Annotated in this window: 13 protein-coding genes and 1 other RNA gene; 13 read left to right on the top strand and 1 reads right to left on the bottom strand. The window is 40.0% G+C overall.

Annotation, left to right across the window (positions count from 1 at the left end):
• The first annotated feature begins 37 nt into the window (after positions 1 to 37).
• Both QUF78_RS16805 and QUF78_RS16800 read left to right on the top strand, forming a co-directional pair.
• Complete coding sequence (locus QUF78_RS16805; protein WP_289315871.1) at positions 38 to 406, top strand: YppE family protein; 369 nt, start codon at positions 38 to 40, stop codon at positions 404 to 406.
• Positions 407 to 484: 78 nt separating this feature from the next.
• Positions 485 to 1,087, top strand: coding sequence for a YppG family protein (locus QUF78_RS16800; protein ID WP_289327341.1), 603 nt, complete (start codon positions 485 to 487; stop codon positions 1,085 to 1,087).
• Positions 1,088 to 1,158: 71 nt separating this feature from the next.
• Here QUF78_RS16800 and QUF78_RS16795 read toward each other — a convergent pair whose 3' ends face one another.
• Positions 1,159 to 1,545 carry an Hsp20/alpha crystallin family protein gene (locus QUF78_RS16795; protein ID WP_289325570.1) on the bottom strand — a complete coding sequence of 129 codons (387 nt, stop codon included), beginning with the start codon at positions 1,543 to 1,545 and terminating at the stop codon, positions 1,159 to 1,161.
• A gap of 207 nt (positions 1,546 to 1,752) precedes the next feature.
• On the opposite strand from QUF78_RS16795, the gene QUF78_RS16790 reads away from it, so the two are divergent.
• The 11 genes from QUF78_RS16790 (at position 1,753) to QUF78_RS16740 (ending at position 14,794) form a co-directional block, all read left to right on the top strand.
• Positions 1,753 to 2,523 (top strand): alpha/beta fold hydrolase, encoded by a 771-nt coding sequence (locus QUF78_RS16790; RefSeq protein ID WP_289325569.1) that lies wholly within the window; start codon positions 1,753 to 1,755, stop codon positions 2,521 to 2,523.
• 119 nt (positions 2,524 to 2,642) lie between these two features.
• Entirely contained in the window at positions 2,643 to 4,922 is a 2,280-nt protein-coding gene (locus QUF78_RS16785; protein WP_289325568.1) for a DEAD/DEAH box helicase, read from the top strand.
• Positions 4,923 to 4,954: 32 nt separating this feature from the next.
• Complete coding sequence (locus QUF78_RS16780; RefSeq protein ID WP_289325567.1) at positions 4,955 to 6,214, top strand: ribonuclease H-like domain-containing protein; 1,260 nt, start codon at positions 4,955 to 4,957, stop codon at positions 6,212 to 6,214.
• A 455-nt stretch (positions 6,215 to 6,669) separates the two neighbouring features.
• Positions 6,670 to 7,173, top strand: a complete 504-nt coding sequence (locus tag QUF78_RS16775) for a CotD family spore coat protein (protein ID WP_289325566.1) — start codon at positions 6,670 to 6,672, stop codon at positions 7,171 to 7,173.
• 66 nt (positions 7,174 to 7,239) lie between these two features.
• Complete coding sequence (locus tag QUF78_RS16770) at positions 7,240 to 7,791, top strand: SLOG family protein (protein ID WP_289325565.1); 552 nt, start codon at positions 7,240 to 7,242, stop codon at positions 7,789 to 7,791.
• A 201-nt stretch (positions 7,792 to 7,992) separates the two neighbouring features.
• On the top strand, positions 7,993 to 8,304 hold the full coding sequence (gpsB, locus tag QUF78_RS16765) for a cell division regulator GpsB (protein ID WP_289315878.1): 312 nt from the start codon (positions 7,993 to 7,995) through the stop codon (positions 8,302 to 8,304).
• Positions 8,305 to 8,384: 80 nt separating this feature from the next.
• An RNA gene (rnpB, locus tag QUF78_RS16760) (RNase P RNA component class B) lies at positions 8,385 to 8,773 on the top strand.
• Positions 8,774 to 9,463: 690 nt separating this feature from the next.
• Entirely contained in the window at positions 9,464 to 10,603 is a 1,140-nt protein-coding gene (locus tag QUF78_RS16755; protein ID WP_289325564.1) for a THUMP domain-containing class I SAM-dependent RNA methyltransferase, read from the top strand.
• 203 nt (positions 10,604 to 10,806) lie between these two features.
• Entirely contained in the window at positions 10,807 to 11,007 is a 201-nt protein-coding gene (locus tag QUF78_RS16750) for a cold-shock protein (RefSeq protein WP_034307871.1), read from the top strand.
• Between the two features lie 228 nt (positions 11,008 to 11,235).
• A complete protein-coding gene (locus QUF78_RS16745) occupies positions 11,236 to 13,152 on the top strand; it encodes an ATP-dependent DNA helicase (RefSeq protein ID WP_421155918.1) in 1,917 nt (638 codons plus the stop codon).
• Positions 13,153 to 13,279: 127 nt separating this feature from the next.
• A complete protein-coding gene (locus QUF78_RS16740) occupies positions 13,280 to 14,794 on the top strand; it encodes a carboxypeptidase M32 (RefSeq protein ID WP_289325562.1) in 1,515 nt (504 codons plus the stop codon).
• Positions 14,795 to 14,891: the final 97 nt, after the last annotated feature.

Here is a 14,891-nt window from a genome sequence, read left to right as displayed (position 1 = left end):
TATACTAAAGGGAAACAAACGTGCGGAGGAATATATTGTGCAAAAAGAAAAACTGCAGCTATTGACTGAACAATTAATAAAATATACGGTCCAAGCCGATGATATCTATGAGGGTGTACGCAAGGAAGGAAAGGAAAAGGATTTCTTTTCGGAAGTCAAGCCCTTCGCAGACCAAGTCAGGACCGTATGCATCGAATGGGAAACTGGAATGAAGGAGTGGATGAAAGAAACCGAGTTTAAGCATCTTTTCCCCGAGCAAATCGAACAAACCGCTCATAACCTTTCTGATGTAGCCGTTCAGGCATTCTTTCCTAAAACCAGTTACAAGCGATTTAAAAGTCATATCCAATCGGTCGAATTTATCCTTCATAATGTAAAAGCGGAAATCGATCGGATTTTATCATAAAATCACCTACACTATATTTCCTCTTTTTTCATATATTATCAGAACCATGTAATGAAAAAAGAGGAGGGCTCATTGAACATGATGAGATCCGGTTTTAACCAAGTCTCCCCAAATCAAGGACAGTATCCTCAATCAATGCCGGAATATTGGGGAGGGTACCAGCAGCCAATGCAGTATCCTCCGCCAAATAATCATAATCTTGAACAACCATTTATGTATCCATATCTTCCCCAGGATACAGGGGGCTATATGACGCCATATCATGATCCATATCAGCAAGCGGCCTATCACCCATTCCAACCAGTTCAGCAGCAGGCGATGCCTGTGGGAGCTTATCCGGGCACCAGTGTAATGCAGCCACTGCCGCAAATGCCACAAATGCAACAAATGCAACAAATGCAGTCCAATCAGCAGCCGCAAGCTTTTAGTCCGTTCGCCAATCCGCTGCAGCCAGCTAAACGGCCCCCACAAAGTCAGCAGCAGGCTTATAATCCTTATCCTAAGCAGCAGTTCATGCAAAAGCCACAGCCATCGGGTATCAAATCGGTCATGAATCAATTCAAAACACAAGATGGCTCAATGGATATAACGAAGATGATGAATACAGCTGGACAAATGATGAATACAGTTTCTCAAGTATCTTCAATGGTCAAAGGAGTAGGGGGCTTCTTCAAAGTTTAAATGGTGAATAAAGTATAAAAGCAGACTTACAAGTGACCCAGCCACTTTTTAAAGTCTGCTTTTAATCTTGCCTAATTGATTTCAATACGATTCCCTCTGATTTTGGGAAGGTGAAGCGTGAGGATGCCATCGCGATGTCGTGCGGTCACTTTTGCTTCATCAATCGCTTTTGGAAAGGAAATGGTTCTTGAAAATGTACCTGCTGAAACTTCCTTTTGAAACATTCCTTGAGTTTTGTGCTTCCTATCTACATGCTTTGCAGTTATGGTTACTGCATGGGTCAGCACATCAATTGAAATCTGGCTGCGTGCAATACCAGGCAAGGTAGCGGTAAGGGTATATTCTGAAAGCGTCTCGTGAACATCAACCGGAAAGCTGCGTTCTTTAGTTGAACCGAAGAAATCGTCAAGGGATTGCAGCATACCTTTAGGTGGCCTTTCGGAAAACAGTCGATCCATTTTGTTAATGAAATGGGTAAAGGGTTCTATTCGATTCCGATTATTTTTTTTTTCAGAAGAGGTCATCACGGTGCTCCTTCCTAAAAAATTCCTTTGCCTATAGGCTATGTGAGGACTGAAGAATTGTGAATGCATTCTTGGGTTTTAGATACGGGTCTATAGGGAATAAAGTTACTGAATGATCAATAAAGGAAATGAGGGATTGATATGAATAAGACAAAAAATAGCAAGCTTTCCTACATAGATACCGGGAAAGGAAATAAAACGTTGTTGTTTATCCATGGATTTTGTGGAAGTCATGAATATTGGAGTGACATCATTGCTGAATTAAAGGATGAATACCGGGTTGTTGCCGTTGATTTACGAGGACATGGGTCAAGTGAGGAAATAGGGAAGTCTTTCTCAATTGAAGATATGGCTGCTGATATTGCGTCATTTTTGGAAGAACTGAAAATCGGACAGGTTTATATGTTTGGTCATTCGCTAGGGGGATATGTCACCTTGGCATTCGCCGAAAGGTTTCCTGGGAAATTGTCTGGTTTTTCACTGATTCATTCTACAGCTTTTCCGGATGATGAGGCTGGTAAGGAGGGACGTTTAAAATCTGTTGAGAAAATCGAAATGGATGGAATCCCTGCTTTCATTGACGGACTTGTACCAAAGCTTTTCGCTCATTCCGATGATCCAAATATTGAACATACTAAGGAAATCGGTTATAAAACCAGTGAAAGTGGAGCAATCGGATCTTTGCATGCCATGAGGAACAGAACAGACAGAAATCATGTACTTAAAGATACGAAGCTGCCGGTCCTTTTGGTTGCAGGTGAACAAGATAAGGTGATTCCCGCTGAAAAAACCTTTTCTGTAAAAGGGAGTCATATTAATGAAGTTATACTTGAGGGGAGCGGCCATATGGGAATGGTGGAAGCTCCAAACAGACTAATCGAAGAAATCATTCGCTATGTCGAGAAAAATTAACTGAAAAAAGTCTAAGCAGGAAACGGGCTGTTGCCGTTTCTTGTTTTTTTTTGAATAGGAAATAGTTTCCCTTTTGCATAGAACGTTCATTCGATAGAATAGGAGTATGAGGTGGTTATATGAAACTGCGAAAAAATTTACAAGAAATCATCACGGATTTAAAAACCAATGAAAATTTTAAAGATAATATTGTACATTGGCAAGTAATTGAAGCGAAAGAAGCAAAACATGTCCCTTTTCCCGATCGAATGAATGATAAGATCAAGCATGCTCTTGAAAAACGGGGAATAAATGGGTTGTATACGCATCAGGCAACGGCATTTGATACAGCTGTCAGTGGCAATAGCCTTGTAGCGGTCACCCCAACTGCTTCTGGTAAAACCTTTTGCTATAATTTGCCGGTCCTTCAAAAAATACTTGAAGATGAAAAAACCAGAGCACTGTATATTTTTCCGACAAAAGCGCTGAGTTATGATCAAAAAAGCGAATTGAACGAAATGATTCATGAAATGGATGCTCAGATAAATAGTTATACGTACGACGGGGACACACCTTCAAATATCAGGCAAAAAATCCGACAGGCCGGGCATATCGTGATCACCAATCCTGATATGCTCCATTCCGGAATCTTGCCGCATCACACGAAATGGGTTTCTTTGTTTGAAAACTTGAAGTATGTGGTCATCGATGAACTCCATATTTACCGCGGCGTTTTTGGAAGTCATACCGCTAACGTCATAAGAAGATTAAAAAGGATCTGCAAGTTTTATGGAAGCGACCCTGTCTTTGTCTGTACCTCCGCTACGATCAATAACCCAAAAGAGTTGGCAGAAGAGCTTACGGAAAAAAAAATGGTCCTCATCGATAATAACGGGGCCCCAAGTGGGAAAAAGCATTTTGTGTTTTACAATCCCCCAATAGTCAATAAACCACTAAACATTCGAAGGAGTGCGGTTTTGGAAGTCAGGAAGCTCGCAAATGAATTTTTGAAGAATAAAATTCAAACGATCGTTTTTGCGCGAAGCAGGGTTCGTGTGGAAATTCTATTGACCTATTTACAGGAACTCGTCTCAAAGCAATTGGGGCCAAAATCGATCAGGGGCTATCGCGGGGGGTATCTGCCAACACAGCGCAGAGAAATTGAACAGGGCCTCAGGGATGGTTCCATTTATGGGGTTATATCTACGAATGCACTTGAGTTGGGTGTCGATATCGGCCAGCTCCAGGTTTGCATAATGACTGGTTACCCTGGATCGATATCCAGTGCATGGCAACAGGCGGGACGAGCAGGAAGAAGGCATGGTGAAGCACTGATCATCATGGTCGGCAGTTCTAGTGCCCTTGATCAATATATCGTCCAGAATCCCGATTACTTTTTTACCAGAAATCCAGAAACTGCAAGAATCAATCCAGATAATCTTTTGATCTTGGTTGATCATGTCAAATGTGCAGCATATGAGCTGCCATTTAAAAAAGGCGATACCTTTGGAAAAACAGAGATTATGGACGTACTGGAATTCCTTACGGAAGAAAGGGTCTTACACCTGAATGGGGACAAATGGCATTGGATGAACGATGCTTTTCCCGCAAGCAATATCAGCCTGCGTTCTGCGGCACAGGAAAATGTCGTAATCATCGATCAAACGAACGCACCGGTTAATCGGGTCATAGGTGAAATGGATACGTTCAGTGCAATGACCCTTCTCCACGATGAAGCCATTTACTTGCACCAGGGAATGCAATTTCAGGTGGAAGAACTTGATTGGGAGGAAAAAAAAGCTTATGTTCGTGAAGTCAATGTGGACTATTATACGGATGCTAACCTTGCCGTTCAGTTGTCTGTATTGGAAGTGGATAAACAGCGAACTTTTGCTTCCACAGCAGCTGCCTTTGGTGATGTCGCCATCCGGGCGATGCCTACGATCTTCAAAAAAATCAAATTTGAAACTCATGAAAATATTGGTTCGGGACCAATCAGTCTCCCTGAGATGGAACTGCACACGAGTTCGGCCATGCTTTCCATGGAGCCCGATATATTTGAATGGGACGAAAATCGAATAGAACAAGGAATGATAGGCGCTTCCCATGCTCTTAATTACATGATTCCGCTATATGTTATGTGCGATCCACATGATATTCATGTTTATCCGCAGGTTAAGGCAGCGCATAATGAAAAACCAACAATTTTTATCTATGATAGTTATCCGGGAGGCATTGGGTTAAGTGATAAGGTATATGAAAACTCTGAAGTCATTCTATTGGAAACCATATCCATGATCGATAATTGTACTTGTGAAAGCGGCTGTCCTTCCTGTATCGGAACGGAATCCGCCACGAAAACGGCCAAGAGTGATGCAAAACAGTTATTGGGTCAATTTTTCAAGGAAAAACAAGCATAGTTTGCGGGGATAAGTGAAAAGAGGTGTAGTTTATGTCATTAAAAAATAAATTGAACCGTATGAAAACGCATATGAACCTGGAGCCAGTGAAACATCCTTCCGAAGAAGAAAATAACCATATAGTGAATGAAGAAATTCCTTATCTTGAAAAGTGGCAGGAGAACGATACCGTTTCCTTTCATTTCGATGATGACTATTGTTTCATTAGGGAGGTCCGCTACCCTATAAATCATAAACACGGGTTATATGCATTTTCTGAGCTGAAAAAGATCGTAAAAGAGTGGAATCAAACCTCTTTGGAGCATCCACTATCCGCTAAGGGCGTTAAAAGTGAAGACCTGTTTTTCTTCGATACGGAAACAACAGGGCTTGGAGGCGGAGCCGGCAACACCATTTTTTTACTAGGTTATGCCTATTTAGAAGGTGAAGAAGTTGTCGTGAAACAACATATCCTTCCGCAGCCCGGAAGTGAAATACCGCTTTACCAGAGCTTTCTGGAAAACATCAATTACGAAACGCTTGTCACATATAATGGTAAATCCTTTGATTGGCCCCAGCTAAAAACCAGACATACTTTGGTAAAGGAACATGTACCAAAACTACCGGAATTCGGACATTTCGATTTATATCATGCTTCAAGACGCCTTTGGAAAAACAAATTGGAACGAGTTAAATTATCAGTAGTCGAAACAGATATTCTAGGTGTGCATAGGGAGGATGATATTCCTGGATATTTGGCACCGATGATTTATTTTGATTTTGTTGAGAGGAAGAATCCAGAAATTTTGTTTGGAATCATGAAGCATAATGAATTGGATATCTTATCACTGATAACATTGTATATTCATTTGTCCCGGAAAATTCTCCAAATCGATGGATATACGGAAGAGTCCATGGAAATTGCACGCTGGCTCGCTTATCTGGGTAAAAAAGAGGAGTCAGTCGAGACATATGAAAAAATAGTGGAAGCGGGAAATGAGGAAGATCGGATAATTGCAGGCCATGCCTTAGCCTTCCAGAAAAAGAAGCAACAACAATTCAATGAAGCATTGGAAATTTGGAAGGAAGTCGCCCTAAAAGGGAATGTGCAAATAAGGATACAGGCACAAATTGAATGTGCAAAATTATATGAACATCAATTTAAGGAAGTCGGAACTGCTCTAAAATGTGCAAAAATTGCACAACAAGAGATGGTGAGGGAAGGGACCATTCCAGGGAAAAAACAGTTGGAATTGGAAAAGAGGATCCGGCGGCTCGAAAAGAAAGAGGAATCTAAGGGTATTTCTGTATAAGATAAGGGAATCGGAATTGTCTTTTAGTGCGAAATGCTGAAAAAAAATATGGATACAAATATTGTAGCCTTCAACTATTATGTGTAAAATGGAAAGAGTTGAGGGTGAAATTCCGAGGCATTCATTTCATACCTTTACATCATATAAATTTAAGGTGAAAGCGGAGCGGAGAAATGTATAAAACGACTTTATTTCTATTTTTTGTAGTCCTTTGTTTAACGATTGTTTTATTTACATCATTAAAAGAAAGTCTCTATTCCTTTTTATAGAAAATTACCCTCGGTGCATTTGAAGGGTTAGCCATATTATAATTAAAGTGTACTAATTGACAGCCATACATAGTTTTATACTTATTCTGTATAAATAGGTCATTTCATCAGTACACGTCTCCCCTTTTTCTCATAGTCTGTAATGGTAAGACTAAACTTATCATGATGAAAGGGGACGTATTATAAATGTATTTTCGTAATTGTGGAGGAAATAAACCCCATGTAATGGGAGCATCCAACAATGTAATGGGCGCATCCAACAATGTAATGGGTGCATCCAACAATGTGATGGGTGCATACGGGAACGCACCTGGAGTAATGGGCGCATCAACCGGTAAACACCCCAATAACGTAATGGGAGCGTCAACCGGTAAAAACTCTAACGTAATGGGAGCCTATAGTCCAACGGCTGTGTCTCCAGGGCAATTTGGTCCAGCACAAACATCTCCATCTCAAGTTGCCCCAGCTCAAGTCTCTCCAACACAGCAACATGTTAATACGAATGTATCGAACACAGTTATTCCTGTCGTTCATCCATCACATACAACGACTGTCAATAAACATGTGAACACGTTTAAGCATTACTTCCCGCATACTCAATCCGTGGTGAACGAGTGCTATAATCAACACTTGATATGTGGAAGGCCGCCGCATAACCCATGCTGTCCGCCTAGGCATTTCGGATACTAAAAAATAAGGGCTTATTAAGCCCTTGTTTTCATACATAATCATGTTATAAGGGAGATTGGCCAAGCAATGAAGGTTTTGTATATGACTGGCTACAAAGCTTTTGAATTCGGGATTTTCAAAAATGACCATGAAGCCGTAAAATATATAAAGAAAGCGATGAAGCAACGTCTTCTGCCATTGGTGGAAGATGGGCTGGAATGGGCGATTATATCAGGTCAGTTGGGTACGGAACTATGGGGTGCCGAAGTGGTGTTCGAAATGCAGGAAGAATATAATCAGCTTAAATTAGGGGTGCTTACTCCTTTCCTGAAACAGGAAGAGTCATGGAATGAGACGAATCAAGACTATTACCGATCCATTTTGGCCCGTGCCGATTTTGTTGAATCCATTTTCAACAAGCCATATGAAGGGCCACAACAGCTAAAAATCAAAAATAAGTATATGGTCCATAAAAGCGATGCCATGCTCATCATTTTCGATGCCGAAAAAGAAGGGTCAGCCCGATATCCATATTTCGAAGCGAAGAAAAAAGCGGAAACACAGCCTTACCCCATCTTTCAGATAAACTTTGATGATCTGCAGCTGGCTGCGGAAGAAAGCAGCTGGTCCGAAGAATGACAGAGTGAAAATAATTATGGATTAAAAGTTGTTTCTAAAGCATATTCATATTATGATGAAATTTAGATACAGATTCATGGGAGTACATATCGTTCACTGAAACTTATGCAAATAAAAAGGTGTTTCGTTGACAAACCCAAGCAGATTTGAAAAAATAATAAAAAGTCGATTGTATTGGCGAAAGTATTGAGGTGAAGTCTTATGCTATCCGATAAGATAAAATTAACGGCTAAAGATATTCTTGAGAAAGATTTTAAACCAGCCATGCGCGGTTATAAACCTGAAGACGTGGATCAATTCCTGGATCTGATCATTAAAGATTATGAAGTGTTCCATCAGGAAATTGAAGATCTTAAACAAGAAAATCTTAAATTGAAAAAACAAGCTGAAGAGAGTACAAAACGTCCAAATCAACCTGCTCCCAGTGCCACTCCGGGAACCACTAACTTTGACATCCTTAAACGGTTATCCAACTTGGAAAAGCACGTTTTCGGAAACAAGCTTTTTGATTGAGGTTTTGCTTTGTAAAAGTGAAATTGATTTTGGTATTGTGTTTTCATGAATAATGGAGTATAATCAATTATGTTATGTTAACGTTTGGGTAATTGCTGCTGCATTTTTGCAGTAGAGGAAAGTCCATGCTCGCACGGACTGAGATGTCCGTAGTGTTCGTGCCTGGCGAAAAAATAAGCTTGGGCAGCAATCTTGGATTGCTGACGGCTGGGAAAATGCCTAAGTCCTTTTGGATATGGCATGAATACCTATAAAAGTGCCACAGTGACGGAGCCTTTACAGAAATGTAAAGGGTGGAACGAGGTAAACCCCACGAGCGAGAAACCCAAATTAATGGTAGGGGCGCTTTCTTCCTTGGAAATGAACGAGGAGAAGGACAGAAGCCGTGCTTCTGTAGATAGATGATTACCGCCGAAGTACGAGACGCGAGTCGCTTGCAGTACTGAGGAACAAAACATGGCTTACAGAACGTTATCATATAACACTAAAAGCACAACTCTCCTTTTAAAAGGAGAGTTTTTGTTTATGGAGATTGCCCTTGAATAAAAAAGGGGGCATTCCAATTTATTTTTCGTTTTCTGAAACTCAGCTGTGTTAAACTAAGAACTTGGCAAGTTTCAATTCCAGTCGAATGATTTTTTTAAATGAAAGTGTCTAGCAGGAGGACAATTGCTTGATTGACGTCTGTCCGTAACGTTTTTAAAAATAGCGTTGAAATGTTAAGCATTCCTTGATTCTGGGGCATCCTATTTATAAAGGTTCTGTTTGGCTTCTATTTGAAGGTATTAAGACATGACTTCAAATTTTCAGGTCAATGAATGGGAAGCATTTCTCTATAAGGTATACATAATTGGTGTGAATAAATGGTCCTTCGCTGTATGGATAAATATTTGCAGCGTTTACCTTGATGGATAATTGAGTAAAACTTTATTTTATTGCGGTTGATTTTCCGGTTACTTTAAAAAATGCTCTCGCTAGATGACAACGACATTTTTTTCAGGAAATCAATGACGAATTCTAAGCAAAAAATAAATTGACGGTGGAACTTTTAAATAAGGTTTACATGTCTAAAATCGATTCCCAATTCTTTATTCTTATAATGAAGGAATTAGGTAAAGGTACAATTGATTTGGATTAATGGAAAGAAGGTGCAGGATTAATGAAACAATTCGATATTATCGCAACATCAGCAATGGGATTGGAATCAATTGTCGCCAAGGAGGTTCGGGATCTTGGTTACGATTGTCAAGTCGAAAATGGTAAAATCACCTACAAAGGGGACCAATCTGCCATTGCCCGCTCTAATTTATGGCTGCGGAGTGCAGACAGGGTGAAAATTAAGGTCGCAGAATTTAAAGCATATTCATTTGATGAGTTGTTTGAAAAAACAAAGGCCTTGAATTGGGAAGATTACTTATCAGCCGATGTCGAGTTCCCAGTGAGTGGGAAATCGGTTAAGTCCCAGCTCTACAGTGTCCCTGATTGTCAGGCTATCGTCAAAAAGGCGATTGTTGATAGATTGAAAAGTAAATATAAGCAGGTATCTTGGTTTGCGGAGACGGGTCCTTTATTTAAAATTGAAGTGTCTATCTTAAAAGATGTAGTGACACTTACCATGGACACTTCAGGTGCAGGTTTGCATAAACGAGGGTATCGGACAGGGCAGGGGGAGGCTCCCCTTAAAGAAACATTGGCGGCTGCGTTAATCATGCTGACCAATTGGAAACCGGATATGCCTTTCATTGATCCGTTTTGTGGATCAGGAACGATTCCTATCGAGGCTGCCTTAATTGGGCAGAACATAGCACCTGGGTTTAACAGGGAGTTCGTTTCTGAAACCTGGTCGTGGATGGACAGCAAGGTATGGGATGAAGCAAGGGTTGAGGCTGAAGATTTAGCCGATTATGATCAGTACTTGGACATAACCGGTTGTGATATCGACCATCGGATGGTAGAAATATCTAAAGCGAATAGTTTTGAGGCCGGTCTTGGAGATCTGGTTGAATTCAAACAAATGCAAGTGAGGGATATCTCGACTAGGAAAGAGTATGGTGTCATTGTCGGGAACCCCCCTTACGGAGAGCGTCTAGGTGAGAAAAAAGCCGTTGAACAGATGTATAGGGAAATGGGACAAGCCTTCAAGAAGCTTGATACTTGGTCAGTATACATGATTACCTCCAATCCTGACTTTGAACAGCATTACGGTAAGCCTGCAACGAAAAAAAGGAAGCTTTTCAATGGTTTCATCCGTGCAGACCTTTATCAGTATTGGGGAAAAAGACCGCCGAAACAGTTTTAATGTGAAAATGAGTGGGTAGAATATAACGGTGAATTTTGATAGCCAGGACGTTTTATTCATAATAGGTTCCAGTCTTGCTTATCATTTCCTTTTCTGTTATTCTAATAATGAATTATTTTTGTTCAGATTTAAGGAATACCTTAATATTCAATGAGCAAGGATAGTAATATAATGTGTGGAAAACACACTAGGAGGCAACAAAAATGGAACAAGGTAAAGTAAAATGGTTTAACGCAGAAAAAGGTTTTGGATTCATCGAACGTGAAGGTGGAGACGATGTATTCGTACATTTCTCAGCTATCCAAGGCGAAGGTTTCAAAACACTTGAAGAAGGCCAAGACGTTACATTTGATGTAGAACAAGGTCAACGTGGACCACAAGCATCAAACGTAAACAAAGCTTAATTCAACCCTATATTATTTACAGACAGGCTCTCTAAAGGAGCCTGTCTTTTATTTTACGAGTCGGGTAACCTGACAGCATACATAGAAGAAAAACATGCTTTATACATTTCATTTCTGATGGTAGGGTAAATATCTTGACTATTAATGTGAAATAAAGGATAATATACTTTTGCCTAGATATATTATAATGCGGATTCGATATACTGATGATAGATAAAAGGGGAGACCATGATGCTTAAAACACTGCCTTTTTCGGTAACAAAGGAAGACTCTTTTTACGATAAGCTTTCAGAATGGATCGGTGATGTTTTTTACGATATTCTTCCCGAAAAAGGATTTGAGCTGCGTGACGAACAGATCTTCATGGCTTTTCAGTTAGAAAAAGCCTTTAAAGAAAAGAATGTAAGTTTTGCTGAAGCAGGGGTAGGGACCGGTAAGACCTTGGTCTATTTACTATATGCGATTTGTTATGCGAGATATACGAACAAACCGGCAATTATTTCGTGTGCAGACGAAACGTTGATTGAACAGCTTGTCAAAGAAGAAGGCGACATCCAAAAAATCAAGAATGCCTTAGGTATTGAAGTGGATGTTCGGCTTGCCAAATATCACGATCAATATGTATGTCTTAAGAAATTGGATCACGCAGTGAATCATGAAGATTCAGAGGGAATAGATCAGCTCTATGATGAACTTCCCAAGTTTGTCCATGATAACTCATCCATGAACGCCTATACAGCATATGGGGACCGTAAACAGTATCCATATTTAAATGATGAAGACTGGTCTAAAGTTGGCTGGGATCAGCTTCAAAACTGTTTTACTTGTGATAAACGCCATCGTTGTGGACAAACCCTATCACGGGACCACTACCGAAAATCAAGCGATTTGATCATTTGTTCACATGACTTCTTTATGGAGCATGTATGGACTAAGGAAAAACGTAAGCGTGAAGGACAGTTGCCATTATTGCCTGAACATAGCTGCGTTGTCTTTGATGAAGGCCATCTATTGGAGTTTGCTGCTCAAAAGGCTTTAACTTATAAAGTTGGGGAACAAACCCTTGCTTCGGTTTTAGAATTGCTTACTGCCAATCAGGTTCGTGAAGAAACCTTATACATCATTGAGGACTTAATTGATATCAATGAAGAGTTTTTTGATTTGTTGGATGAAAAAGCCATACATGTAAGCGGATCTAATCGTTATGAAATCCCGATGTCCAAAGAGATAACAAGCTTTGCCCAGAAACTTCATAAAAAGGTTGAAGAGTTAGAGGAAAACCTTGTTTTTGAAGCGGAAATGTACACGATCAATGACTATGATTTAAAAGTGACGGAAGAATATTTAGAACAGCTGGGTTACTCCCTTTCCCTATTTGTGAAGGATGAACAGGCCGTTTCCTGGTTTGAAGAAAATGAAATGACCAAAACATTGGTCATCATGCCAAGGCTTGTACAGGATATTTTGTCTGAACAGGTATTCTCTAAAAAAATCCCTTACATTTTTTCATCGGCTACATTATCGGATAATAAATCTTTCCAATACATTGCAGATAGCTTAGGGATAGAAAAGTATGACAGCTTCTCAGTTGAGTCACCATTCGATTACGATGAAGTCATGAAAATGAACATGCCGGTCTTCGAAAATGGAGACCAATTGGCAAAACTTCAATATACGATGAAGACAATTGAGGAAAATGAAGGTCGAACACTTGTGTTATTCCAATCAAAAGAAGAATTGCATTGGTTCAAGGAAAACTGCCCAATATCAACCTATCCTTTTTATTTTGAAGGTGAAGCGGAAATCAGCGAGCTTGTTAAGAAGTTTCAAGAGAATGAGCAATCTGTTCTTTTCTCCTATCATTTATGGGAAGGGCTTGATGTTCCAGGACCTTCATTACAAAATGTAGTGATACACTCCCTTCCATTCCCGCCACGCGATCCAGTATTCGAGGCCAAACGTAACTCGGTTACCGATGCATTTGAAGAAGTGGATCTTCCATACATGCTCCTTCGATTGCGTCAGGGAATAGGGCGATTGATCAGGACAAGCAATGACTCGGGAACCGTACAGATTTTGATTGAAAAGAACCTTTCGGAACAGGTGAAAGAGAAGATTGTATCCGTTCTTCCTGTAACGCTTTAAGTCAATCCAATCCAAAATAAGAGCCAAGGGCCCCCTTGGCTCTTATTTTATTTTATTAAACGAAGTAGTTCTGATATGAAAGATTTTTGTATAATATGGTAAAGTGTATTTGGAAGGAGCTGTGGATATGAAAAAGGGTATCGATCTGATTGAAAAAGAATTTAAAGAATATGTCAAGAAAATCTCGGCCTATAATGAAGCGCTCGCGTTAATTTTTTGGGATTTGCGTACAGGTGCACCGAAAAAGGGCGTTGAGCAGCGTTCTGAAGTTATCGGGGTGCTTTCCTCCGAGGTTTTTAATATGATCACAAGTAAAGAAATGGAATCCTTCATTACAGAACTTTCGATGGAGGAAGCGACTCTTAGTGAAACGACGAATAAAATGGTTCAAGAGTGTAAAAAAGAGTTTGAAAGAAATAAGAAAATTCCTGCAAACGAATATAAGGAATTCGTCATTTTACAATCCCGTTCTGAAAGTGCATGGGAAGAGGCAAGGGAAAAAGCTGATTTTTCATTATTTCAACCTTATCTTGAGCAAATTGTTGCCTACACCCGTAAGTTCGTAGAGTATTGGGGATATGAAGGGCAGAAATATAATACCCTTTTAGACATGTATGAACCAGGCATGACTGTAGATATACTTGACAGCGTATTCAGTGAGCTTCGGTCAAGGATAGTCCCTCTGGTAAAACAGATTGCTGAAAGCGAACATAGACCTGAAACAGCGTTCCTTTACAAAGAATTTCCAAAAGAAAAGCAGCATCAACTCAACCTGGAAGTTTTAAAACAGCTAGGATACGATTTCAATTCTGGCAGGCTGGATGAAACGGTTCACCCTTTTGCAACTGGAATAAACAGGGGCGATGTCCGTGTGACGACCCGTTACGATGAAAATGATTTCCGGGGGGCAATATTCGGTACCATTCATGAATGTGGACATGCCATTTATGAGCAGAATATCGCCGAAGAGTTAACCGGAACACTGCTCGATAGTGGGACATCAATGGGAATCCATGAATCACAATCTTTGTTTTTCGAAAATTTCATTGGACGGAACTATAGCTTCTGGAAAAACAAATTCACCCTATTAAAAGAATATGCTCCCGAACAATTCGATGATGTGACGCTGGATGAATTTTACCGGGGCATTAACGAATCAAAACCATCGTTCATCCGTATTGAAGCAGATGAACTGACGTATCCCCTACATATTATGATTCGGTATGAATTGGAAAAGGCTCTCTTTAATGGAGAACTCGAGGTGAAGGATTTACCAAAAGTCTGGAATGAAAAATACAAGGATTATTTGGGGATTGTACCTGAAAATGATGCCATGGGCGTTTTACAAGATGTACACTGGTCAGATGGCAGCTTTGGTTATTTCCCATCTTATGCATTGGGATATATGTATGCAGCCCAAATCAAGCAGTCGATGCTTAAAGATTTGCCTGATTTTGATGGACTGTTGGAAGCGGGTGATATTGCTCCAATCAGGGAATGGCTTAATGAAAAGATACATAAATACGGAAAAACTAAAAAGCCTCTGGAGATTTTGAAGGAAACGACAGGTGAAGGCTTGAATGTTCAGTATTTAATAAAGTATCTTGAAAATAAATATAAAGAAGTTTATAAAATCAAATGAATCAAAAGAAGAGGGCCTTGGAATTATTTCAAGGCCTTCTTCTTTTTTTATGGCTGCGTTAATCCAATCCATAATTTCCAAAACTTAAAATACTGTG

The sequence above is a fragment of the Peribacillus sp. ACCC06369 genome, from assembly GCF_030348945.1.
Classification (GTDB): domain Bacteria; phylum Bacillota; class Bacilli; order Bacillales; family DSM-1321; genus Peribacillus.
Note: the sequence above shows the minus strand (reverse complement) of the source record. Positions and strands in the feature narration are given on the sequence as shown.